The sequence below is a fragment of the Blastococcus sp. SYSU DS0619 genome (assembly GCF_054051035.1).
In genome coordinates this window covers 67,450-89,936 of the sequence record NZ_JBJHAM010000011.1, presented here as the reverse complement: position 1 = coordinate 89,936, position 22,487 = coordinate 67,450, and the positions used below count along the sequence as shown (strand labels likewise).

General features: G+C 75.1%; 23 protein-coding genes. 9 read left to right on the top strand and 14 right to left on the bottom strand.

Going from position 1 to position 22,487, the window contains the following annotated elements; translation table 11 throughout:
* Both ku and ACI79T_RS13740 read right to left on the bottom strand, forming a co-directional pair.
* Nucleotides 1–1,098: a non-homologous end joining protein Ku gene (gene ku, locus ACI79T_RS13745; protein ID WP_456610630.1), complete on the bottom strand. Its 1,098-nt coding sequence runs from the start codon at nt 1,096–1,098 to the stop codon at nt 1–3.
* Between the two features lie 148 nt (nt 1,099–1,246).
* Entirely contained in the window at nt 1,247–1,831 is a 585-nt protein-coding gene (locus ACI79T_RS13740; protein WP_456610629.1) for a DUF1360 domain-containing protein, read from the bottom strand.
* 194 nt (nt 1,832–2,025) lie between these two features.
* Here ACI79T_RS13740 and ACI79T_RS13735 point away from each other — a divergent pair, with 194 nt between their 5' ends.
* Together ACI79T_RS13735 and ACI79T_RS13730 are read left to right on the top strand one after the other, a co-directional pair.
* On the top strand, nt 2,026–2,439 hold the full coding sequence (locus tag ACI79T_RS13735) for a hypothetical protein (RefSeq protein ID WP_456610628.1): 414 nt from the start codon (nt 2,026–2,028) through the stop codon (nt 2,437–2,439).
* A gap of 262 nt (nt 2,440–2,701) precedes the next feature.
* On the top strand, nt 2,702–3,100 hold the full coding sequence (locus tag ACI79T_RS13730) for an STAS domain-containing protein (RefSeq protein ID WP_456610627.1): 399 nt from the start codon (nt 2,702–2,704) through the stop codon (nt 3,098–3,100).
* Nucleotides 3,101–3,210: 110 nt separating this feature from the next.
* Here ACI79T_RS13730 and ACI79T_RS13725 read toward each other — a convergent pair whose 3' ends face one another.
* Together ACI79T_RS13725 and ACI79T_RS13720 are read right to left on the bottom strand one after the other, a co-directional pair.
* Nucleotides 3,211–4,218, bottom strand: coding sequence for a DNA topoisomerase IB (locus ACI79T_RS13725; protein WP_456610626.1), 1,008 nt, complete (start codon nt 4,216–4,218; stop codon nt 3,211–3,213).
* A gap of 58 nt (nt 4,219–4,276) precedes the next feature.
* Nucleotides 4,277–6,094 (bottom strand): SpoIIE family protein phosphatase, encoded by a 1,818-nt coding sequence (locus tag ACI79T_RS13720; protein ID WP_456610625.1) that lies wholly within the window; start codon nt 6,092–6,094, stop codon nt 4,277–4,279.
* A gap of 220 nt (nt 6,095–6,314) precedes the next feature.
* On the opposite strand from ACI79T_RS13720, the gene ACI79T_RS13715 reads away from it, so the two are divergent.
* Both ACI79T_RS13715 and ACI79T_RS13710 read left to right on the top strand, forming a co-directional pair.
* Nucleotides 6,315–6,812, top strand: a complete 498-nt coding sequence (locus tag ACI79T_RS13715) for an ATP-binding protein (protein ID WP_456610624.1) — start codon at nt 6,315–6,317, stop codon at nt 6,810–6,812.
* Nucleotides 6,809–7,729, top strand: a complete 921-nt coding sequence (locus tag ACI79T_RS13710; protein ID WP_456610623.1) for an RNA polymerase sigma factor SigF — start codon at nt 6,809–6,811, stop codon at nt 7,727–7,729. Before ACI79T_RS13715 ends, ACI79T_RS13710 begins: the two co-directional genes overlap by 4 nt.
* Before the next feature lie 84 nt (nt 7,730–7,813).
* Here ACI79T_RS13710 and ACI79T_RS13705 read toward each other — a convergent pair whose 3' ends face one another.
* Together ACI79T_RS13705 and ACI79T_RS13700 are read right to left on the bottom strand one after the other, a co-directional pair.
* Entirely contained in the window at nt 7,814–9,022 is a 1,209-nt protein-coding gene (locus ACI79T_RS13705; protein ID WP_456610622.1) for an SPFH domain-containing protein, read from the bottom strand.
* A 78-nt stretch (nt 9,023–9,100) separates the two neighbouring features.
* Entirely contained in the window at nt 9,101–9,535 is a 435-nt protein-coding gene (locus tag ACI79T_RS13700) for an NfeD family protein (protein WP_456610621.1), read from the bottom strand.
* Between the two features lie 74 nt (nt 9,536–9,609).
* Between ACI79T_RS13700 and ACI79T_RS13695 the strand changes: the two genes are divergently transcribed.
* Nucleotides 9,610–10,344: a hypothetical protein gene (locus ACI79T_RS13695; protein ID WP_456610620.1), complete on the top strand. Its 735-nt coding sequence runs from the start codon at nt 9,610–9,612 to the stop codon at nt 10,342–10,344.
* Between the two features lie 84 nt (nt 10,345–10,428).
* Here ACI79T_RS13695 and ACI79T_RS13690 read toward each other — a convergent pair whose 3' ends face one another.
* From ACI79T_RS13690 to ACI79T_RS13660, 7 genes are all read right to left on the bottom strand, one after another.
* Complete coding sequence (locus tag ACI79T_RS13690) at nt 10,429–11,577, bottom strand: ferrochelatase (RefSeq protein ID WP_456610619.1); 1,149 nt, start codon at nt 11,575–11,577, stop codon at nt 10,429–10,431.
* A gap of 69 nt (nt 11,578–11,646) precedes the next feature.
* Nucleotides 11,647–12,420 carry an enoyl-ACP reductase FabI gene (fabI, locus tag ACI79T_RS13685; protein ID WP_456610618.1) on the bottom strand — a complete coding sequence of 258 codons (774 nt, stop codon included), beginning with the start codon at nt 12,418–12,420 and terminating at the stop codon, nt 11,647–11,649.
* Nucleotides 12,420–13,133 (bottom strand): 3-oxoacyl-ACP reductase FabG, encoded by a 714-nt coding sequence (fabG, locus tag ACI79T_RS13680; protein WP_456610617.1) that lies wholly within the window; start codon nt 13,131–13,133, stop codon nt 12,420–12,422. Before fabG ends, fabI begins: the two co-directional genes overlap by 1 nt.
* Nucleotides 13,134–13,250: 117 nt before the next feature.
* Entirely contained in the window at nt 13,251–13,667 is a 417-nt protein-coding gene (locus ACI79T_RS13675; protein WP_456610616.1) for a DoxX family protein, read from the bottom strand.
* A 21-nt stretch (nt 13,668–13,688) separates the two neighbouring features.
* On the bottom strand, nt 13,689–14,960 hold the full coding sequence (locus tag ACI79T_RS13670) for a hypothetical protein (RefSeq protein ID WP_456610615.1): 1,272 nt from the start codon (nt 14,958–14,960) through the stop codon (nt 13,689–13,691).
* Nucleotides 14,950–15,498, bottom strand: a complete 549-nt coding sequence (locus tag ACI79T_RS13665; protein WP_456610614.1) for an RNA polymerase sigma factor — start codon at nt 15,496–15,498, stop codon at nt 14,950–14,952. The genes ACI79T_RS13670 and ACI79T_RS13665 overlap by 11 nt, the downstream gene beginning before the upstream one ends.
* Nucleotides 15,499–15,583: 85 nt before the next feature.
* Nucleotides 15,584–16,504, bottom strand: a complete 921-nt coding sequence (locus ACI79T_RS13660; RefSeq protein WP_456610613.1) for a diacylglycerol/lipid kinase family protein — start codon at nt 16,502–16,504, stop codon at nt 15,584–15,586.
* Between the two features lie 236 nt (nt 16,505–16,740).
* Here ACI79T_RS13660 and ACI79T_RS13655 point away from each other — a divergent pair, with 236 nt between their 5' ends.
* The 4 genes from ACI79T_RS13655 (at nt 16,741) to ACI79T_RS13640 (ending at nt 21,830) form a co-directional block, all read left to right on the top strand.
* Nucleotides 16,741–18,492, top strand: a complete 1,752-nt coding sequence (locus ACI79T_RS13655; protein ID WP_456610612.1) for a SpoIIE family protein phosphatase — start codon at nt 16,741–16,743, stop codon at nt 18,490–18,492.
* A gap of 108 nt (nt 18,493–18,600) precedes the next feature.
* Nucleotides 18,601–19,050 carry an ATP-binding protein gene (locus ACI79T_RS13650; protein ID WP_456610611.1) on the top strand — a complete coding sequence of 150 codons (450 nt, stop codon included), beginning with the start codon at nt 18,601–18,603 and terminating at the stop codon, nt 19,048–19,050.
* Nucleotides 19,051–19,137: 87 nt separating this feature from the next.
* Nucleotides 19,138–21,393 (top strand): diguanylate cyclase domain-containing protein, encoded by a 2,256-nt coding sequence (locus ACI79T_RS13645; RefSeq protein ID WP_456610610.1) that lies wholly within the window; start codon nt 19,138–19,140, stop codon nt 21,391–21,393.
* Nucleotides 21,390–21,830, top strand: a complete 441-nt coding sequence (locus ACI79T_RS13640; RefSeq protein WP_456610609.1) for a hotdog fold thioesterase — start codon at nt 21,390–21,392, stop codon at nt 21,828–21,830. Before ACI79T_RS13645 ends, ACI79T_RS13640 begins: the two co-directional genes overlap by 4 nt.
* 12 nt (nt 21,831–21,842) lie before the next feature.
* Here ACI79T_RS13640 and ACI79T_RS13635 read toward each other — a convergent pair whose 3' ends face one another.
* On the bottom strand, nt 21,843–22,442 hold the full coding sequence (locus ACI79T_RS13635) for a TetR/AcrR family transcriptional regulator (RefSeq protein ID WP_456610608.1): 600 nt from the start codon (nt 22,440–22,442) through the stop codon (nt 21,843–21,845).
* Between the last annotated feature and the right edge of the window lie 45 nt (nt 22,443–22,487).

Below are 22,487 nucleotides of genomic sequence, written 5' to 3'. Positions count from 1 at the left end.
TCAGGCGCTGCGGCGGGCGCGCTTGGCCGGCGGCTTCTCGGCGCCCGCGGTCTTCTGGGCCGCTGCCGTCTTCTTCGAGGCCGTCGTCTTCTTGGCCGCGGCGCTCGTCGCCGGCGCGCTCTCCGCCGCCGCGGTCCTCCCCGTGGCCTTCTTCGCGGGGGCCTTCTTCGCAGCGGCCCTCTTCGCCGGGGCCTTGGCGGCCGCCGCCTTCCGCGCGGACGCGCGCTTCGCGGGGGCGTTCCCGGCCGGCGCGGCGTCCTCCCCCGCGTCGGCGTCGCCAGCCCCCTCGGAGGCGGTCCCGGAAGCGGTGTCGTCGTCCTGGGCCCCGCCGCGGGCGCGCTCGACGCTGCGGCGCAGCGCACTCATCAGGTCGACGACGGCGGCCCCGTCGTCGGGCGCCTCCGCCTGCGGGGCGACCTCGCCGCCGCTCTGCTTGGCTTCCAGCAGGGCGGTCATGGCCTCGCGGTAGTCGTCGGTGAACTCGGCAGGATCGAACTCCGCGGTCATCGAGCCGATGAGCGCCTCGGCCATCTTCAGCTCCTGCGGCCGGACGGAGATGTCCTCGTCGAGGAAGGCGAAGTCCGGACGGCGGATCTCGTCGGGCCAGCGCATCGTGTGCAGCACCAGGACGCCGTCGCGCACCCGGAGCGCGGCCAGCGACTCGCGCTGGCGGATGGCGATCTTCGTGATCGCCACCTGTCCGGCGTTCTCCAGGGCGTCACGCAGCAGCACGTACGGGCGCGCAGCCGGGCCGTCGGGCTCCAGGAAGTAGGTCTTCTCGAACATGATCGGGTCGATCTCGTCCTGCGCGACGAACTCGAGGACCTCGATCTCGCGCCGGGTGGAGAGCGGGAGCTCCTCGAAGTCCTCGTCGGTGAGGATCACGACCTCGCCACTGGGCAGCTCGTACCCCTTGGCGATGTCGCTGTACTCCACCTCTTCGCCGTCGATGGAGCAGACCCGCTTGTACTTCACCCGGCCGCCGTCGGTGGCGTGCACCTGGTGGAAGCGGATGTCCTTGTCCTCGGTGGCCGAGTACAGCTTCACGCCGATGCTGACCAGGCCGAACGACACGGCGCCGCGCCAGATCGATCGCATGCCGCCCCTCCCTCGCACCCGGTTCGCCGGGCGGTCCCGGACCCGGAGCCGGGTCAAGATCACACGATAGGTGCGGACCCGTACCCGCGGCAGCGCGAACGACGCGCCACCTCCCCCTGACGGAGGACCGCCGCTCGGGCGACGGTGGTCAGGACGGCGGCTCGTCCTCGCCCTCGGCCCCGTTCTCGCCCGTCAGCGCGCCGTTCTGGATGGCGTCGTACACGAACTGCAACACGTCCGAGCCGGCGACCGTGGTCATGGTCAGCGCGGCCAGCCGGGTCGCCCGCGGCGCCGCGACGTAGCCGAAGACGAACGCCGTCCCCACCCACTGCGCCAGGCAGAACGGGCAGGTGAGCAGCTCCCCCACGGCGTGCTTCACGCCGCCGTGCTCGCGCACCTCCTCGGCCACCTCGGCGTGCCCGGAGGGCCCCTGGAAGGAGGTGAAGGGCGCGCGCAGCGGCGCGGTCACCGGGTCCTTGGCCAGCCGGCGGGCCAGCCGGAACGTCGCGACGGTGAGCAGCGCGGCGTCACCGAAGGGGATCCGCTCCGGCAGCTGCCGGCCGGAGGCGCGCACCGCGACGGCGCCCGCTGCCACGAGACTGCCGTACACGCCCATGGCACCCAGGTCACCGCCGAGCGGCCGCGCCTCGCCGTGGGTGTACTCGCGCTTCTGGGTCCGCGCCCACCGGAAGATCGGTGCGCCGACCCGCTGCACCTCGTCTGCGATTGCCATGGCCCCCGGCTACCCCCGGCGGGCCGCCGCCATGCCGCCGGCGCTGCCGGAGTGCGCCGACGCACACCGGCGCATGCCCGCGCACGCGCCGGGTAGGGCGGTTGTCCGACGCCGGTCCCCCCGACCGGCTCCGCGTCCCCCGCCGGACGCACGCACAGCACGCGCGCACGCCGCGCAGAGACGGAGACACCGCAATGACGCAGCCCGAGGGCCAGACCGCGCGCGACATCTTCCCCGAGGACGACGGCATCCCCGAGGTGTCGCAGGACGACTCGCCCACCATGGAGCGGGCCGAGGACCCCCAGTTCGAGCCGATGCCCGGCGAGCACGCCACCGCCACCACCGACTTCGGCACCACCGCCTTCGAGCAGTCCGAGGGCGAGTCGCTCGGCGGCCGGCTCGACCGGGAGCTCCCCGACGACGCCGCGGACCTGCGTCCCGCCGAGGACCCGCAGCGCGCGGACGCGCAGCTGGAGCAGGACACCTCCACCACGCCCGAGAGCGACTCCGGCACGAACCGCACCGCCGACGACGTCGAGGCGACCGCCGACGTGGCGATCGGTGGCGAGGGCCCCGAGGAGAGCGCCGTCCACGTGACCGACGGCTGATCGCCGCCCGCGTCCCGCTCCCGGACCCACCCCCCGCCGACCCCTGCTCGGGTGTCGCCCGGGGGGTGGGTTGGCGCGCGCCCGTCAGGTTGTCTACGTTTGGTCCGCGGTTCAGCAGGTAGCCGCACGTGCCGGACCGGCGGTCCGGCACGCACCACGTTCGACCACCGGCGCTTCGGGGACCACGAGTCCCCGGGACGCACCAGCGGTAGATTGTCCGGGCGGGCAGCCGTCCGGGTGCCGCCGAGAGGAGCAATTGTCCGTGACCACTTCCGACCTGCCTGCCGAGGGGCAGCCCGACGTGTCGACCGAGGGCACCGAGGCGCCCTTCGACGACGTGATCACGCTGTCGACCTCCACCGACGAGGACGGCACGGTCACGGTGACGGTCGTCGGCGAGGTGGACACCTTCACCGCCCCCGTGCTCCGTTCGACGCTGGACAGCCAGCTCGAGCAGCAGCCGCGTGAGCTCGTGATCGACCTCTCCGGCGTCCAGTTCCTGGGCTCCGCCGGGCTGGCCGTGCTCGTCGAGACGCAGAAGTCGGCCCGCAGCCGCGAGGTCGCCCTGCGGCTGATCGCCACGACCCGCGCGGTCACCCGGCCGCTCGAGGTCACCGGGCTGATCGACCTCTTCACCATCGCCGACAGCCCCACCCGCTGACGGCGGGCCCCTCAGCGGGCCGGCGACGAAGGCCCCTGCCGCACCCGCGGCAGGGGCCTTCGTCGCGCTCAGGAGGCCATCGTCGCCGCTCAGAGGGCCATCGTCGCCGCTCAGGCCGACAGCAGCGCGCAGACGGCCTGCTCGAGCGTGCGCTGCGCGTCCCGGTCGGCCTCGACGTCGGCCGCCGCCCGCAGCGCGTCGGCCACCGTCTCCCCGTGCTCGAACCGGTCGACCACCCGGGGGTCGACGTAGCTGGCCTTGCACACGGCCGGGGTGTTGCCCAGCTGCTCCGAGACGGCCTTGTAGGCCGCGCTGATGACCTTCTTGCGCGCGGTCTTCGTCGCCGGGGGCGCGCCCTCGGCGAGGGTCGCGGCCATCATCACCGTGGCGTTCCAGGTGCGGAAGTCCTTGGCCGTGATCTCCGCCCCGCTGATCTCCTTCAGGAACGCGTTGATCTCGTCGCTGGTGACGTCCCGCCACCCGCCGTCGTCGGTCCGGTAGGCCAGCAGCTCCGCGCCGGTGCCCTCGGGGCGCTCCAGCAGCTGCCGCACGACGGTGGCGGTGGGGCGGTCGGTCAGCTCGATCTCGCGCTCGATGCCGCCCTTCGCGGTGTAGGAGAAGAAGGTCCGCTCCCCGCGCACCCGCACGTGCTCCCGCCGCAGCGTCGCCAGCCCGTAGGTGCCGTTCTCCTCGGCGTACTGCTCGCTGCCCACCCGGAAGGCACCCAGGTCGAGCAGCCGGACCGCAGTCGCCAGCACCCGCTCCCGATTGAGCCCACGCGTCCGCAGGGCGGAGACGACGGCGTCACGGACGTCGGGCAGCTGCTGGGCGATCTCCAGCACCCGCTCGTGCTTCTCGGCGTCGCGCCGGGCCCGCCAGGCGTCGTGGTAGCGGTACTGCCGCCGTCCGGCCGCGTCCACGCCGGTGGCCTGGATGTGCCCGTTGGGCCACGGGCAGATCCAGACGTCCTTCCAGGCCGGCGGGATGGCCAGCGCCCGGATCCGGTCGAGGCGGTCGTCCTTGAGGAGCGCCCCGTCGGTGTCGTAGTAGGCGAAGCCCCGCCCTGCCCTCCGGCGCCGGTAACCAGGGCCGTGCACGTCGCTGCGCCGCAGTCTCACGGGCGGTGCATGAGCACCGGGGGCGTTCCGCAAACCCCCCGGGACGGAGAGTCACGCCTCAGCGCAGCTCGACCAGGCCGTCGAGCCCGCTGATCTCCAGCACGTGCCGGGTGACCCCGCCCTCGGGTGCGTGCACCACCAGCCGCCAGGACTCGTCGCGGGCGATGCGGGCCATCGCCAGCACCACGCGGACGGCGGCGCTGCTGAACAGGCTCACCCGGGCCAGATCGAGCTCCATCGGCGTCGCCCCGCCGTGGCTGGCCTCCAGCATCCGGATGCGCAGCTGCTCGGCGGCCGGCACGTCGACCGCGCCGCTGGCCCGCACCACCGGGCGTTCGCCGTTCCGGTCGACCACCACGTCGGCGTTGTCGGGCAGCCGGGGCTGGTCGAGGTCCTCGTCCGGGGTGCGGCGGAGCCGGAAGCTCAGGGTGACCGTCGTCCCGTGGTCCTCCTCCAGCGTCACGCCGTCGACCAGCTGGCGCATGATCAGCAGCCCGCGCCCGCGGTCGCCGGGATCGCGGTCCGGCGGCCGCCACGTGCCCTCGTCGTGGACGATCACGGTGAGCACCCCGTCGACGTCCACCTGGGCCGCCACGGACATGGGCCCGGGTTCGGTGCCCCGGTAGGCGTGCTCGGCCGCGTTGGCGCAGGCCTCGCCGACCGCGACCATGACGCCCACCCGGTCCTGCTCCCCCATGCCGAGCCCGCTGAGCCAGGCGTTCAGCTGCCGGCGCACCCCCGGCAGCGCCGACGGCACCGCCGGCGGGTCCAGCCGCAGCGCTCCCGGCGTGGTGGCCCGGCGGTGCGCCACCAGGACGGCGACGTCGTCCAGCCAGCCGTGCGGCCGGCGCACCCCCTCGGCGATGGCCCCGGCCAGCCCGGCCACGCCGTCCACGTCCAGCGCGCCGGGGGCGCCGAGCACCTCGCGGGCCGCCTGGCCGAGGCTCTCGAGCGCCTCTGCGGGCTCGGCCGCGCCGGCGACGGCGCCGTTGGAGAAGAGCACCAGCGTGCCGCCGTGCGGCAGCACGCCCTCGTGCACGGGCGCCGGCGCCCCGGGGAGGCTGCCCAGCGGGGGCCGCGGCGTCACCTCGAGGAAGGCGGTGCCGCCGTCGGGCCGCACCACGAGGGGCGCGGGGTGACCGGCGGCGCTGTACACCAGCCGCCCGGTCGCGGCGTCCAGGACGCCGTAGAAGACCGACGTGCCCTCGACGTCGTCCATCTCCGCGGCGAAGGCGTCCAGGGCGGCCAGCACCACCGCCGGCTCCGGATCCCGCAGCAGCGTGGAGCGCAGCGCGCCGCGCAGCCGGCTCATCGCGCCGGCGGCGGGCACCCCGTGCCCGACGGCGTCGCCGACGACGAGGGCGACCCGTCCCTTGCCCAGCGGCACGGCGTCGTACCAGTCGCCGCCGGCCACCGACAGATCGCTGGCCCGGTGGTAGCTGCCCGACAGCCCGACGTCGGGCAGCATCGGCAGCGACGGCGGGAGCAGCGACAGCTGCGCGCGGTGCACGTCGCCGTCGGCAGCCGCCTCGACGACGACGAGGGCACCGGCCCCCCCGGCGACGGTCATCGGCCGCGCGGTGGCCGTCGCCGCCGGCCCGTGGTGGCCCAGGGTGCCGTGCAGGGTCTCCGCCCGACCGCTCTTCACCGCGGCCTCGACGAGGTCGGCGAGGGGGCGCCCGGAGATCTCCGGCAGACCGTTGCGCCCGGGGCCGAGCGCCCGGGCGCGGGCGTTGGCCCACAGCGGCGCGGGAGCGTCCGCGGCCAGGCAGAAGACGGCGTCGGGCGAGCTCTCGAGGGCAGCGAGCAGGACAGCGGCACCCTCGTCCAGGGTGCCGTCGGATGCGGGTGGCAGACTGCCGGAACTGGCGCTCATCTCGGGCCAGGAAACAACAGGGTCCCGGCCGCGGCAACCGCGGCCGGGGGCCGTCGAAAAGCGTGGTGACCACCACGTTTTACGGGCCCCTACCAGCGGGTAAACGGGCATCTTGGGCACCGGCCGGTGCCGGGTCCGCCCCCGTGGCCGGGCCGACCGGCAGGATGCACCGCCGCGACTCGAGGGTCGAGCGCGCCGGCAACGAAGGAGCGGACGACGGATGGTCGACTCGAGGGGCCCCCTCGCGCAGGACGGACGACGCACCGAGCGCCTGGAGCTGCGGGTACCCACCACCGCGACCCAGCTGCCCGCGGTGCGGGCGATGACCGGTGACCTGGCGATGCGCATGGACTACGACCTCGACGCCGTGGAGGACCTGCGGCTCGCCGTCGACGAGGCCTGCGCGACCCTGACGCCGATCGCCCTGGGCGACGCGCCGCTCACCGTGGTCTTCGAGACCACCCGCTCCGGGCTGCACATCGATGCCTGGGTGCCCACGGCCGACGGCACCGAGGTACCCACCGACGGTTTCGGCTGGGTGGTGCTCGCCGCGCTCGTGGACGCGGTCGAGGGCCGCCGGTCCACCGCGCGCGAGGTACCCGGCGGGGACGGCTCCGACGGCCCGGTCGCGGTCATCTCGCTGGACAAGTACCTCCCCGGCCAGCATCCGACCGGGGTGAGCGGCGGGCCGGAGCAGAACCTCACGGTGCCCCGGTGAGCCGGTCGGCTGCCACCGACTCCCGCGAGGAGGAACCCCTGAACACTGCCGACGGCACGCCGGCCGACCCCGCGGCCGACGCTCCGGTCGTCCCCCAGGACGAGCCGGTGGCCGAGGTCGCGCCCGTTCCCGAGCCCGACGCACCGCCGTTGTCGGAGAACCGCAAGCGGGCCGAGCGCACCGCACCGCTGTTCGCCGAGCTGGCGACCCTGGAGAAGACCGACCCGCGCCGCGAGCGGCTGCGGGAGATCCTCGTCGAGGAGCACCTGCCGCTGGTGCGGCACTTCGCCCGCCGGTTCAGCAACCGTGGCGAGCCGTTCGACGACCTGCTCCAGGTGGGCACGCTCGGCCTGATCGCTGCCATCGACCGGTTCGACCCGACCCGCGGGGTGGAGTTCCTCTCCTTCGCGGTGCCGACGATCACCGGTGAGATCAAGCGGCACTTCCGCGACCAGGGCTGGTCGGTGCGCGTCCCGCGCCGGCTCCAGGAGCTGCACCTGTCGCTGAACGCCGCCGTCGGTGAGCTGGCGCAGAAGAACGGCCGCGCCCCCACCCCGTCGGAGCTGGCCGAGCACCTGGGCATCCCGCGGGCCGAGGTGCTCGAGGGCCTGGCCGTGGCCAACGCCTACCGGAGCAGCTCGCTGGACGAGCGGCTCTCCGGCGAGGACGACTCCCCCACCCTGGCCGCGACGCTCGGCGAGGAGGACGCCGCGCTGGAGGGCGTGGAGTACCGCGAGTCCCTGCAGCCGCTGCTGGCCACCATCCCGGCCCGCGAGCGCCGCATCCTCATCCTGCGGTTCTTCGGCAACATGACGCAGTCGCAGATCGCCGCTGACATCGGCATCTCGCAGATGCACGTCTCCCGCCTGCTCAGCCAGACCCTGGCCAAGCTCCGCGAGGGCCTGCTCAAGGACTGAGCAGCGCCGCCCCGCGGGGGGCGGACACGACGGTGGCCCAGGACCGCACGGTCCTGGGCCACCGTCGCCCGACGGGAGTGCCGCCTACTGCTGCCCGTCCTCGGTCCCGAACTGCTGCCGGACGACCGGATCGGCCGCCGGGCCGCTGTCCCGGACGTCCTGCGTCACCTCCGACAGCGATGGCGGGGTCGGGATGGCGGGTGCGGAGTCGGTGATGCTGGACAGCTCGATCCGGGCCTCCGGCTGCTCGGCCGCGGCCGGCAGCTGCGACTCGAACCAGCTGCTGGTGTCCAGGCCACCGCCCGACGAGCCGTTGCCGGCGCCCTCCGCGGGGTCGACGTCCATCCAGGACTTGCCGCCCTCGGCGCCGCCGAGGCTGGCCAGCCCCTCCAGCGCCTTGCTGAACTCGCTGGGCACGATCCACATCTTGTTGGCGTCGCCCTTGGCGATCTGCGGCAGCGTCTGCAGGTACTGGTAGGCGAGCAGGCCCTGGTCGGGCTTGCCGTCGTGGATGGCCTGGAACACCGTCTCGATGGACTTCGCCTGACCCTGCGCCTGCAGGTAGAGGGCGGCGCGCTCACCCTCGGCGCGCAGGATCCGGCTCTGCCGCTCGGCCTCGGCCTCGAGGATGGCGGACTGCTTCTGGCCCTCCGCCGACAGGATCGCGGCGGCCTTCTCGCCCTCCGCGGACGTGATCGCGGCCTGGCGCTGCCCCTCGGCGGTGAGGATGATCGCGCGCTTGTCGCGGTCGGCGCGCATCTGCTTCTCCATCGAGTCCTGGATGGACAGCGGCGGGTCGATCGCCTTGATCTCCACGCGGGCGACCCGCAGGCCCCAGGGCCCGGTCGTGCCGTCGAGCACCGAGCGGAGCTGGCTGTTGATGCCGTCCCGGCCGGTGAGGGCGCCCTCGAGGTTCAGCCCGCCGACGACGTTGCGCAGCGTCGTCGTGGTCAGCTGCTCCATGCCGGTGATGTAGTTCGCGATCCCGTACACCGCCAGCCGGGGGTCGGTGACCTGGAAGTAGACGACGGTGTCGATGCCGACCTGCAGGTTGTCGGCGGTGATGACCGGCTGGGGCGGGAACGAGATGACCTGCTCGCGCAGGTCGATCGTGGCACGCACGCGGTCGATGAAGGGCACCAGGAGCGAGAGGCCGGGCGAGAGGGTCCGGCTGTACCGGCCCAGCCGCTCGACGACCTTGGCCTGGGCCTGCGGAACGATGGTCACGCTCTTGGCGATCACGACGATCACCAGGACGGCGATGACGAGCAGTGCGATGAGCGCCGCATCCACGGCTGGCTCCCTTCGTCGGGGGTCAGCCTCGATCCTCCCCCGCCGGGTACGCCCACGTCAGCACCCTGTGGACGATCGTCACTCCAGCGCGTCGCCGACGACCGCCGTCGCGCCGTCCACCTGGAGGATGCGCACCGTCTCGCCGGCGGCGAAGGACTCCCCGCCGTGCTGGCTCCGGGCCGACCACTCGTCGGCACCGACGCGGATCCGGCCACCCGAGACGTCGACGTCGCGGGTCACCTTCGCCGTCTGCCCGATGAGCGTGTCCACGCCGTCGAGCTGCAGGGGCGTGCGGTCGGTGAGGTGCTTCTGCGCCAGCGGCCGCACCAGCACCAGGAGCGCGCCGGAGATGACGATGAAGGTGACGATCTGCAGCACCGCGCCCCAGCCGAGCAGCGCGGCCGTCATCCCGCCGACGGCGCCACCGGCCAGCATGAGCAGCACCAGGTCGAGGGTGAAGACCTCACCGATCGCCAGGAGTCCCGCACCGATGAGCCAGAGCAACCACGCCATGACCCGAGTCTGGCAGAGCGGAGGCGTCCGGGTGCCGGATCGGCGGCCGGACCGCGCCGTCGTAGCCTCGGCCGGTGCACGACTTCCCCGCCGGCCGCCTCGCGGTCTGGTCCACCGCCTGGCTGTCCGGACGCACGTCCTACGACGAGGCGCTGGACTCGCTGACCGGCGCGCACGCGCACCTGGTGACGGGCATGCCCGGGGAGCCGGGGGCGGTGCCGCTCGGTGCGGCGCTGACGGCGCTGCGCGGGCTGGGCGAGCAGCGGCTGCGGCTGGTGCTGCCGGTGCCCGGCGACGTCCGGGGGCTGCCGGCGGTGCCGGGGCTGGCTCCTGCGGCGCTGGAGGCCGGTCAGGCCGCCGTCGGCGACCGGGTGGTGCTCGTGCCGCGGCCGGGCCCCGAGGTGGTCACCTGGACGGCCTTCCCCCTGGACGGCGCGGCGCCCCCGCCACCGCCGGTGGAGGGCACGCTGCGCGCGGCATCCGGCGCCCTCGACCTGGCCGTCGGCGACGCCGCCCGCACCCTGGTGGGCCTGGACCTCGCGCGCTGGCACCCCGAGGTGCCGGCGCTGCTGGCCGACCTGGCCCGCCCGAAGCCGGCCCCCGGTCTGCCCTTCGACCACGACCCGCTGGCGCTCTCGGTGCTCGGCCGCGCCCAGCGGCTGGCCGCCGTGCTGGACCTCGCCTCGACCGACGCCCCAGGCGCGGCCGTCACCCGGGGGCAGGCCGCCGCCCGCGACGCCGCCCTGCGTCCGCTCTCCGACGCGGTCCGTGAAGCCGTGGTGGCCGCCTACAACGCCGTCCCGCGATAACGGGACGGCATCCTTCCGCGCACAGGGACCCGCTCTGGGAGTCCCGCAGGCCCCCGGGAGCGCGAGGAGCACCCCCGGAGCGACCTAGCTGCTCGCCGGCCGGCCCGGTCGCGGCGGCACGAAACAACACGAAGCCGGGCAGTTGGTGCCGAGCCGGGGCTCGCCACCGGCCCGGCGCTCCTCCAGCAGCTCGCGCAGCGCCGTCACGAACGCCGGGTGGGTGCCGGCGGTGGCGGCCCGGGCGAAGGCCAGGCCGAGCTCCCCGGCGGTCTCCTTGGCCTCGTTGTCGAGATCCCAGATCACCTCGAGGTGGTCGCTGACGAAGCCCACCGGGAAGAGGACGACGGCCTGCTCCCCCGCCTCCGCGAGCGCCTTCAGGTGGTCGTTGACGTCGGGCTCCAACCACGGCACCGACGGCGGGCCGCTGCGGCTCTGCCAGACCAGGTCGAACTCCCGGCCCGGCGCGACGAGGTCGACCACCTGCCGGGCGGCGGCCTGCAGCTCCGCCTCGTAGGCGTGCCCCTCGGGGCCGGCGACGGCGGCCATCGTGTCGGGGATGCTGTGCGCCGTCGCGACCAGGCGGGCGGTGTCGCGCACGTCCTCGGGGAGCTCGGCCAGCGCCGCTGCGAGCGCATCGGCGTTGGCCCGCACGAAGCCGTCGGCGTCGAAGTAGTGCGGCAGCTTCTCCGCGGTCGGCCCACCAGGCGCGGCGGCGTCCCCGGTCAGCGCCGTCCGGGCCCGGGCGACGTCCTCGTGGTACTGCCGGCAGCCGGAGAAGGAGGCGTAGGCCGACGTCGCCAGGACGTAGGCGTGCTGGATGCCGTCGTCGGTCATCTGCTGCCAGACGTCCTCGACGTAGGGCGCCCAGTTCCGGTTGCCCCAGTAGACGGGCAGGTCGATCCCGGCGGAGCGGAGCTCGGCCTCCAGCGCGGCGACCAGCGCCTTGTTCTGGTCGTTGATCGGGCTGACGCCGCCGAAGTGGTGGTAGTGCTCGGCAACCTCCTCGAGCCGCTCGCGCGGGATGCCGCGGCCGCGGGTGACGTTCTCGAGGAAGGGCATGACGTCGTCATGGCCCTCCGGGCCGCCGAACGACAGGAGCAGCAGCGCCTCCCGCCGGCCGGGCGGGGCGGGCTCGGCCGACGGCGGGACGCCGCCGTTGTTGCGGACGGCGAGCGAGGGGTCCTCGTCGGGTCGCTGACCGGCAGGGGTGATGTCGACGATTGCGCGGGGCACGTAGGTTCTTTCCTGTTGCGGGGTGCCGGCGGATGCACGTCCCCGCCGACGGGGGTGTCTCTGGTCAGGTCACACGCCGACGGCGTGGAATCCCCCGTCGACGTGGACGATCTCCCCGGTGGTGGCGGGGAACCAGTCCGACAGGAGCGCGACGACGGCCTTGCCGGCGGGCTCGGTGTCGGTGACCGACCAGCCGAGCGGAGCGCGCCCCTCCCAGGCCTCCTCGAACTGCTTGCTGCCGGGGATCGACTTCATGGCCATGCTGCGCAGCGGGCCGGCGGCGACGATGTTCGACCGCACGCCGTCGGGCCCCAGCTCGCGGGCGACGTAGCGGGAGGTGGACTCCAGCGCCGCCTTGGCCGCCCCCATCCAGCCGTAGACCGGCCAGGCGACCGAGGCGTCGAAGGTGAGCCCGACGACCGAGGAGGGGTTGGCCAGCAGCGGCCGGCACGCCTGGGTGAGCGAGGCGTAGGACCACGCCGACACCTGGAACGCCGTCGCGGCGTGCTCCCAGGCGACCTCGGGGAAGCCCTCCCCCATCGCCTCCTGCGGCGCGAAACCGATGGAGTGGACGACGCCGTCGAGGCGGTCGACGCCCTGCTCCCGCAGCCGGTCGGCGAGCGTGGCCAGGTGCTCGGTGTCCGTGACGTCGAGCTCGACCACCGCGGCCTCCTGCGGCAGCCGCTTGGCGATCCGCGTGCACAGCGACAGGGCACGGCCGAAGTTGGAGAGGACGACGGTGGCGCCCTGCTCCTGGGCCAGCCGGGCGGTCGCGTAGGCGATCGACGCCTCCGTGAGGACGCCGGTGATCAGGACCTTCTTGCCCTCGAGAATCCCGCTCATCAGTGCCCCATCCCCAGTCCGCCGTCGACCGGGACGACCGCCCCGGTGATGTAAGCCGCCGCATCGGAGGCCAGGAAGCGCACGACGCCGGCGATCTCGTCGGCGTCGGCGTACCGCCCCAGCGGCACCTGCCCCAGGATCTCCTGCTGCCGGGCCTCCGGCAGCTCCGCGGTCATGTCCGTGGTCACGAACCCGGGCGCCACCACGTTGGCCGTGATGTTCCGGCTGCCCAGCTCGCGGGCGATCGAGCGGGCCAGGCCCACGAGGCCGGCCTTGCTCGCCGCGTAGTTCGCCTGCCCGGCCGAGCCCAGCAGCCCGACGACCGAGGACACGAAGACCATCCGGCCCGAGCGGGCCCGCACCATCTTGGCGGTCGCCCGCTTGGCCACCCGGTAGGCGGCGGTCAGGTTCGCGTCGACGACGTCGGTGAAGTCCTCTTCCTTCATCCGCATCAGGAGGCCGTCGCGGGTGATGCCGGCGTTGCTGATCAGCACCTCCACCGGCCCCTGGTGCGCCTCGACCTCGCCGAACGCGCGGTCGACGTCCTCGGTGCTGGTGACGTCGCACCGCACCCCGAAGAGGCCGTCGGGGGCGCCGCTGCCGCGGTGCGTCACCGCGACGGAGTCGCCCTGCTCGGCGAAGGAGCGGGCGATGGCCAGCCCGATCCCCCGGTTGCCGCCGGTGACCAGCACCGACCTGCCGCTCGCACCCACCGTGCCACTCCCCTGCGCCGACGACCCGGATCCCCGTCGAACCTATCCCCTGGTCCCAGGTCACACCGCCTACCGGCCGGTACGGAACCACCGCCGCACCCCGGCGGGCGACCCCGGTCAGCGGGCGTCGGGGGTCCGCGGCGCTCGGGAGGACCGCAGCCAGCCGCCGCCGAACAGCGCCCAGAGGACGAGGACGGGCTGGAAGAACAGCCGTGCGAGGCGCTCGCGGTCGGTGTCGAGGCCGAAGGCGTCGGTGCCTTCGAGGTACTGCGCGACGTTGCCGGGGAAGACGACCACGAAGAACGCCGCCAGCAGGGCCCCGACGATCCGGCGTTCGGCGGGGAACGCGAGGAAGGCCGCGCCCAGCCCGATCTCGACGACGCCCGACGCGACCACCGTCAGGTCCTGGTCGACGGGGAACCAGTCGGGCACCTGAGCCCCGAACTCCTGCCGCTGGGTGGTCAGGTGCAGCACCCCGGCGCCCACCATGACGGCGCCGAGCAACAGTCGGGCGGCGGTGCGCGCGGCGGCCATGCCGGCACCGTAGACCGCCGGTCAGGGGGTGTAGGTCATCCCGTCGGCCATGGCGAGCACGTCCTCGCGGGTGAGCGAGTCGGGTGCCTGGAAGAGGAACAGCGCGCCGTCGGGGAGCTGCGCCGACAGGTACCACATCCGGCGCCCGAGCTCCGGATCGGCGAAGTGGTCGGGCACCGACACGAGCGCGGCCGGCAGCCCGTTCACCGTCACCTGCTCCACGGGGTTGCCGTCGGCCATGCCCTGCAGCACGTCCCCGGGCTGGTCGTAACCGCGCCAGCGCTCCAGCAGGCTGACGGCGATCCGGTCGCTGAGGCTGGTCGGGTTCCGCTCGTCCACGAGCGCGAGGTTGGCCAGGCTCTCGTAGCTGGAGACGACCCAGCCGTCGGGGGCGAGGCCGAACTGCAGCTGGACCGGCTGCGGGCGGTCGACGATCGACTCGGCCACCTCCACCAGCGCCGACTCCCGGCCGTACCGGTCCCCCTGGCCCACGAGCGAGACCCACCGGCCGTCGTCCCGCTGGTAGACGAGCTCGGCGTAGGCGGTGCTGCACAGCTCGTCGGGTTCCTGCTCCTGCAGCGGCGTCGCCGGGACGTAGCGGCAGTCGGGCGTCTCGAACGTGGCCCGGACGAAGTCCGCCGGCTGCCCGTCGACGAGCACGGTGCCCCGCTCGTCGATCTCGTCGTCGGTGTAGGCCGGCGCCTCGAACACGCCCGGCTCGGGGATCCGCGGGTCCCCGGGCGAGATGCTGAACCCGAAACCCGGGTCGTCGGCGGAGCGGTAGCGCGCGGTGTGCACCACGGGGTCCACCGTCCCGAACGACTCCAGCCCGCCGTATCGGCCGAGGACGGGGGTCAGGTCCGCCGGTGCCGGGTCCAGCGAGTACGGGAAGGTCACCGCCTCGGCCGCGACGAGGGTGAGCCCGCCGGGCGGGTCGAGCGGGAGCTCCGTCGGCGCGGCGGGCGCCGGGGCGGGCTGCGTCGGAGCGGGTGTCGCGGCCGGCGGCTCCCCCGGCGAGCTGTCCACGACGACGGCGGTGGTCCACGCCGCGGCGACCACCAGCACGCCGGCACCGGCCCGCACCAGGACCTTCCGCCGGGGGCGGCGTGACCGGCGGGTGGTGCGCGCGGCGTGGGCGTCGGCGACCAGCTGCCGGGCGGCGACCACGGACGCCGGCTCGCCGGGCCCGCTCCGCAGGGCGGCGAGGAAGTCGTCGGGAAGGGGCGGCAGGTCGGCGTCGCGGACGCCGGCGGCGGCCCGGAGCAGGGTGTCCAGCTCTCGGTCAGCGGTCACGGGAGGTCTCCTCGGGGGTAGCGGGGACGTCGAGGGCGGCCCGGAGCCGGGCGCGGGCGCGGTGCAGCCGGACGCGGGCGGTGCCGGCGGTCAGGCCGAGGGCGGTGGCCACCTGGGCGGGGGTCAGGTCCTCCCAGGCGACGAGCGTCAGCAGTTCGCGGTCCTCCTCCGACAGCTGCCGGAGGGCCGCCCGCACGCGCCCGCCGTCCGCCGTCCGCTCGTGCAGGACGGCGGGGTCGGGCACCGCGCCGGGTTCGAACGCCCCGGCGAGACGCTCGCCGAGCCGGGCGGCCCGGTCGTTGCCGCGCAGCGAGTTGGCCAGGCACCTGCGGGCGATGCCGAACAGCCAGGGGCGCGCCTCGTCCGGGTCGGTGGGCATGTCGGCCCGGCGGCGCCACGCCGTCGCGAAGGTCTCGGCGACGACGTCGAGGGCGTCCTCGCGCGAGGCGCACCGGCGCAGGGCGTAGCCCAGCACCGCGGTGCCCGAGCTCCGGTAGACCTCCTCGAACGGGTCGCCGCCCGGGAGCGGGCTGGTCATGGGTGGCGGCCCCTGCGTCGCGAACACATCCGGTACATGTCCGGCTCGGACGGATCGTTCCAGGGCGGCTCCGGACCGTCGGGAGCTATCCGGGTGCCAGCACCGACCAGGCGGCGGGTTGCACCCGCCACGTCCGGGCGACGGCGACCTCGTCCAGCTCGCCGTCGGCGTCGATCGCCACCGCGCTGCCCGAGACGCGCACCTCCCGGCCCCGGGTGACGAGCACGTCGGCGCGGTCCCCGTGCCGGCCGCCGGTCAGCGCGGCTCCGTAGGCGACCCGGGCGACCGGGCCGGTCGCGGCGCTGACGACGACGTCGAGCCAGCCGTCGTCGGGCCGGGCGTCCGGGGCCAGCGGGGTGCCGCCGCCGATGGTCGGCCCGTTGCAGATCCCGAGCATGAGCAGCCCCGTCGTGCCGTCGGCTGCCCAGCCCTCCGCCTCGGAGGTGGCGACCCGGCCGTCGATCTCCACGCACAGCTCCCAGCCGGAGCCGGACATCCCGGCGATCGCGGCGCCGAGGGGGTAGGCGACCGCCCCGAGCCGGCCCTTGAGACGGACGGCCTCCGCCGCGGCCTCGGCACCGACACCGGCGTGGACGGCGTTGACCACGATGCCGCCGTCGTCGTCGCGGACCAGGTCCAGGGGGCGGGGCGCCCCGGCCAGCACCGCGGCGGCGCCGTCGACCGGGTCCAGCGGCAGCCCGAGGGCGCGGGCGAGGTCGTTGCCGGTGCCGCGGGCGATGATGCCGACCGGCTCGACGGGGGTCAGCCTCCCCGCCCGGTCGAGCGCGGCCACCACGGCGTGCACCGATCCGTCGCCACCGAGCACGACCACCCGGCGGTCGGCGTGCGAGCGGAGCGCATCGTCGAGCTCCGCGGCGTCGGCGGTCGCGGCCACGGCGACGTCGGCGCCGGTGCGCAGCTCCGCCAGCGCCGCCTCGACCGCGTCGTCCCCGGCCGTCCCCGCGGACCGGTTGACGACCAGCAGCAGGTCGGGGCTGTCGGGCACGGGCGTCTCCAGGCATTGCGGTCGCAAGGGGCGTGAGCAGCCAAGTCTCCGCCGACGATGCCCGGGCACCGCTACCCGTGTCACCCGCTCGGGCGCCGCCGGGACGTCGGCCGCCGCGACCGTCCTCCCGCCGTCTGCTAGAAGGGTGATGTGCAACCGAATCCCGTGCCAGCCGTTCCGGCGACGGCCTCGTGAGCGGCCGGAGACGCGCCGGGGATCCTGCACGCCTCGCGGCGGTGCGCGCCACCGACCTGCTGGACGCAGCCGCCGGCGCCACGTTCGACCGGCTGACCGCGCTCGCGCGGCGGCTGACCGGCGCCCCCCTGGCGTTCCTCACCGTGGTCGACGACGAGCGCTCGTACTGGCTCAGCCGCCAGGGCCTGCCCGCGGACGGCCCGGTGCAGAACACCGTCGACGAGTCGTTCTGCCAGTACGTGCTGGGTGGGAACCCCCTGGTGCTGTCGGACGTGACCGCCGACGACCTGACCCGCGACAACCCGTCCATCGAGGGCATGGGGGTCCGGGCGTGGGCCGGCTTCCCGGTGCACACGCCCGACGGCCAGGTGCTCGGCAGCTTCTGCGTCGTGGACACCGACGTGCACGACTGGACCGCCGACGACGTCGCGCTCCTGGAGGACCTCGCGGCCATCGCCACCCGGGAGGTGGCCCTTCGCGTGGCCACCGCGCAGGCCGAGCAGGCGACGGCGGCGGCCCGGGCCGAGGCCGAGCGCGCCGCGCTGCTCGCCCGGATCGCGGACCTGCTGACCGCGGGCTCCGACCTCGCCGACGTGTGGGAGGCGATCGCCACCCTCGCCGTCCCCGCACTGGGCGACTTCGCCTACGTGTGCACCGTGGCGCGCGACCGCAGCCTCACGCCGGTCGCGGCGCGCCACCGCGATCCCGCAGACCTGCCCACCCTGTGGGACTGGATCGCCTCCGCCGGCCGGCGCGCCGGCGAGAGCGCCGGGCCCGGTCACGTCGCCGTCACCGGCGAGATCGAGCTGATCGACCTCCCCCACGCCCCGGGGCTGACGCCCGAGCAGCTCGAGGCCGCCGACCGGCTCTCGGTCTGCAGCGCGCTGATCGTGCCCCTGACCAGCCGCCGCGAGGTCGTCGCCGTGCTGACCGTCGCCCGGACGACAGGCTCGGCGCCGTACTCCGCCACCGACCGCGACCTGGTGGCCGCCGTCGCCGACCGGGCGGCGCTGGTGGTGGAGAACGCGATGGGCCGCGCGTGGGAACGGACGCTCTCCGAGACCATGCAGCGGGCCCTGCTGCCTCCCCAGCTGCCCCAGCCCGACCGGCTGCAGCTCGCCTCCCGCTACCAGCCGGCGGGGGACGCGCAGCTGGTAGGCGGCGACTGGTACGACGCCTTCCTCGACGCCAGCGGCGGCATCAGCGTGGTCATCGGCGACGTCGCCGGGCACGACATCGACGCCGCGGCGACCATGGGCGAGCTCCGCACGATGCTGCGGATGGCCGGCCACCACGGCACGGCGACCGCCGCCGGTGTCCTGACCGCCGTGGACGCCGCCTGCGACTCCCTCGGCCACCAGGTCTTCGCCACCGCGCTCGTGGCGCAGGTCCGCTCCGCGACCACCGGTCAGGACGGCCGGGAGATCCGGTGGTCCTCGGCCGGTCACCCGCCGCCGCTGCTGCTGCACCCCGACGGCCACGTCGACGTGCTCACCGACCCGGTCGGCCTCCCGCTGGGCGTGCACCCGGACCGGCCGCGCGCGGCGCACCGGACGGCGCTGCCGCCGGGCGGCACGCTGGTGCTCTACACCGACGGGCTGATCGAGCACGGCGGGACCGACGGCTCCCGCGACCTCGACCACGGGTTGTCTCGGCTGGTCGGCCTGCTGACCCGGTCCGCCGGCGCGGACCTCGAGGAGCTGTGCGACCGCCTGGTGACCGAGCTGCTGCCCGCGGCCGGCGCCGACGACGACGTCGCGCTGATCGCGATCCGGGCCGGCCACGATGCCTGACGCCCGCACCGCCGCTACCGTGGGAGCCCGCGGGCTCGCAGCACCTCCTCGGCCACCCGGCCTCTCGTCGTACCGGACGCAGACCCCGCCGAGCACCCGTGGGGAGCGATGAGCACCGACCGGCCCGACGCCTGGGCGCCCCGCCCCGTCCCCACCGTCTCCGGTGTCAACGGCACCTGGGCGTGGACCATCACCTCCCCCGCCGAGCTGACCGGGGCCCGGAACGAGCTCCGCCGCGGGCTCACCGCCGGGACGCTGCCGCGCGGAGCCGATGCCGACGACGTCGACCGGCTGCTGCTCGCGTTCGAGGAGCTGGCGTCCAACGGCCTGCGGCACAGCGGCGCCGCCGTGCAGGTGCGGGTCGTGGGCTGCGACGGCGGCTGGCTGGTCGACGTCAGCGACGCCCGCCCCGACCGGCCGCCCGTTCCGGCCGTCGACCGGGACCCGGCCTTCGGTGGACTCGGGCTGCACCTGATCGCCCGGATGTCCCGGGCCTTCGGGTGGGCGGTCGTCGGAGCCCGCAAGCACGTCTGGGCGGCCCTGGTCCCCGCCTCCTGACCCGGCGCGAGCCCGGGCACGCGGGCGGGCCGGCCGGCGGGTCGTCGACGCCGCGCTGGCCGACGGGCCGCGTGGGAGGCTCGGCCCATGATCGGGCCGGAACACCACGGGCACGTCGTGCGGTCGCGCTACCAGCCGATCGTCGACCTGCACGACGGCAGCCTGGTGGCGGTGGAGGCGCTGTCCCGGGGGGAGCCCGGGCCACTGGAGTCGCCGACCGCGCTGTTCGCGGCCGCGGTCGTCGCGGGGACGACGACCGCGCTCGACACGGCGTGCCTGCGGGCCGCGCTGCGCGGGGTGGCGGGAGTCGCCGAGGCGACCACGCTGTTCGTGAACGCCGAACCGGCGACGCTGTCGACCCTCTCCGCCCAGGACCTGGCCGAGCTGGCCGAGCTGACGCCCGCTCGCGTGCAGGTCGTCCTGGAGGTGACCGAGCGCGACCTGCTCGAGCGCCCGGCGGAGCTCGTCCGCGGGGTCCGGCGGGTGCGCGGCATCGGCTGGCGGGTGGCGCTGGACGACGTCGGCGCCGAGCCGGCCGGCCTCGCGCTCATGTCGTTCCTGCGGCCGGACGTCATCAAGCTGGACCTCGCGCTCGTCCGCGGTCACACGGACCTGCAGGCGGCCGGGGTGGTCAACGCCGTGCGGGCCGACGCCGAACGGTCCGGCGCGGTCGTGCTGGCCGAGGGCATCGAGACCGAGGAGCACCGCCGGCGTGCGCTGGCGATGGGCGCCCGCCTCGGTCAGGGCTGGATGTTCGGCCGGCCCGGGGAGCTGCCTACCGCAGGGATGCGCGCCCTGCGCCTCCGGCCGGCCGCTCCGGGGCCGGCGCCCGGTGCGCCCGGAGCGGTGGCCACCCCGTACGACGTCCTCGCCGCCGCGTCGGATCCGCAGCGCACCAGCGTGCCCCTGCTCGCCTCGATGACCCGCCAGGTCGAGCGCCAGGCCCTGCTCCTGGACGAGCAGACCGTCGTCCTCGCCAACTTCCAGCACGCGGATCTCATGAACGCGCGCACGTGCCGCCGGTACGAGACGCTCGGCAACGTCACGGCGCTGACCGCGGTGAGCGGGGTGGGGATGCCCGACGAGCCCGCTCCGGGAGTGGTGGGCACCGCGCTGGATGCGGGCGACCCGCTGTCCGACCAGTGGGTCCTCACGGTCGTGAGCCCGCACTTCGCGGCCGCCCTGGCAGCGCGGGAGGTCCCACCCGTCGGGGAGACCGGCCCCCGCAGGCCCGACCCGGCCGACCCCGCCGGGCGCCGGCTCGACTACGTGCTGACCTACGACCGGCAGCGGGTGCTGGAGGCGGCCGGCCTGCTGCTGGAGAAGACGCGTCCCATGACGCCCGCGACGATTACGCCGCCACCGTTCGTGGACCTCCCGGCAGGACCGGTGCCGCGGGTCGCGGATGCGGAGCTGCCGGAGCTGATGCTCCGGGCCGTCGCCGGGGCGAGCAACGGCATCGTCATCGCCGACGCCCGGAAGCCCGACCTCCCGCTGGTGTACGCGAACGCAGCGTTCCTCCGGATGACCGGCTACACCGAGGCGGAGGTCCTCGGCCGCAACTGCCGCTTCCTGCAGGGTCCGGACACCGACCGCAGCCAGGTGGAGCCGATCCGCCGACGGCTGCTCGCCGGCCGGGACGTGGACGCGGTGCTGCTGAACTACCGGCGCGACGGCTCCCCCTTCTGGAACGAGCTGCGCATCAGCACCGTCCGGGACGAGCACGGCGAGATCACGCACCACATCGGCCACCAGCTCGACGTGACCGCCCGCATCGACCGGGAACGGCGCACGGCGCACCTGGCCCACCACGACGAGCTGACCGCCCTGCCCAACCGGGCGCACGTCCTGGAGCACCTCGACCTCGAGCTGCGCCGGGCGCGGCGCAGCGGCGCCAGCGTGGCGGCCGTGATCCTGGATCTCGACGACTTCAAGTCGATCAACGACCGGTTCGGCCACGCGGTCGGCGACTCCGCACTCGTCTGGACGGCGACCCGGCTGCACTCGGTCATCCGCTCCGGGGACGTCCTCGGCCGGCTCGGTGGGGACGAGTTCCTCGTCGTCCTGGCCGGTCTGCCCCCGGCGGGGCGAGGTCGGCCGGAGACGGGGGCGCGCGCAGGTGCGGCAGAGCTGGTCCGGCGGGTGCAGGAGCACCTGCGCGCCGCCCTCGACGAGCCGCTCGAGCTGGCGGGCACGGCGCTCCGGATCAGCGCCAGCTCGGGTGCGGCGATCTTCCCCGAGGACGCCGACACCCCCGCCGCGCTCGTCGCCCGGGCCGATGCCGCGATGTACCGGACCAAGCGCGCGGCGGGTGACCGACCGGTGCTCGGACGGCCCCGGTGACCGGCCCGGCACCGCAGCGTCTCGCCGAGGACGCGGTCCGCCGCTACCTCGCCGAGGACACCGTCGCCCGGGCGCTCGGGGTCACCGTCAGCTCCGTCGGCCCCGGTGCGGTCACCGCGCACCTGACCGTCGGCCCGCAGATGCTCAACGGAGCCGGCAGCGCGCACGGCGCGGCGCTGTTCGCCCTCGCCGACATCGCGTTCGCGCTGGCCTGCAACTCGCACGGGTACCCGGCGGTCGGACGCTCCTGCAGCATCGAGTACCTGGCCCCGGCCGCCGCCGGCGACACCCTCCGGGCGACGGCCGTCGAGCGCGTCGTCGTCGGGCGGGGCGGCATCTACGACGTCGCCGTCACCCGGGAGGCCGACGGCGCGCTGCTGGCCGAGATGCGCGGCCACAGCCGGCAGGTGTCCGCCGCCCCGACCGCCCCGGCCTGAGGGGGGCGCCGGTCAGGGCCGCGCACGCAGCCCCTCGAAGCTGGTGACGACCAGCGCGTCGGCGAGGTCGTCGGCGGAGAGCCCACCGTCGGGGCGGTACCACTCGGTGAGGGAGTTGACGGCGCCGAACAGCAGCCGGCTGGTGACGGCGGGGTCGACGTCGGGCCGCACGTCGCCCTCGTCCTCGGCCGAGCGCACCAGGTCGGTGACGATCCGGTCGAACGCCCGCCGCCGCTCGAGCGCCGCCCGCTCCACCTCGGAGTTGCCCCGGACGCGCAGCAGGAGGGTGACCGACGGCAGCTCGGCGACCAGGACCCGCACCGAGCCGCGGACGACGTGCTCGAGCCGGTCGATGGCCCGGCCCTGCGTGGCCCCCGGCTCCTCGGTGACGGCGAACAGCGCGTCCAGCGCGCGGTCCAGCGCCAGGCGCAGCAGCTGGACCTTGCCGGGGACGTGGTGGTAGATGGCCGACTTGGTGACGCCGAGCCGCGCGGCCAGCTCGTCCATGCTCGTCGCGTCGTAGCCGCGTTCGTTGAAGGTCGCGACGGCGACGTCGAGCAGCGACTCCAGCGAGTGCCCCGGCCGCCCCCGCCGCACCCGGACGTCGGTCACGCCCCGGTCCGCTTCCCCTCGCCGGTTCGCTCCCGCGGGACGCTC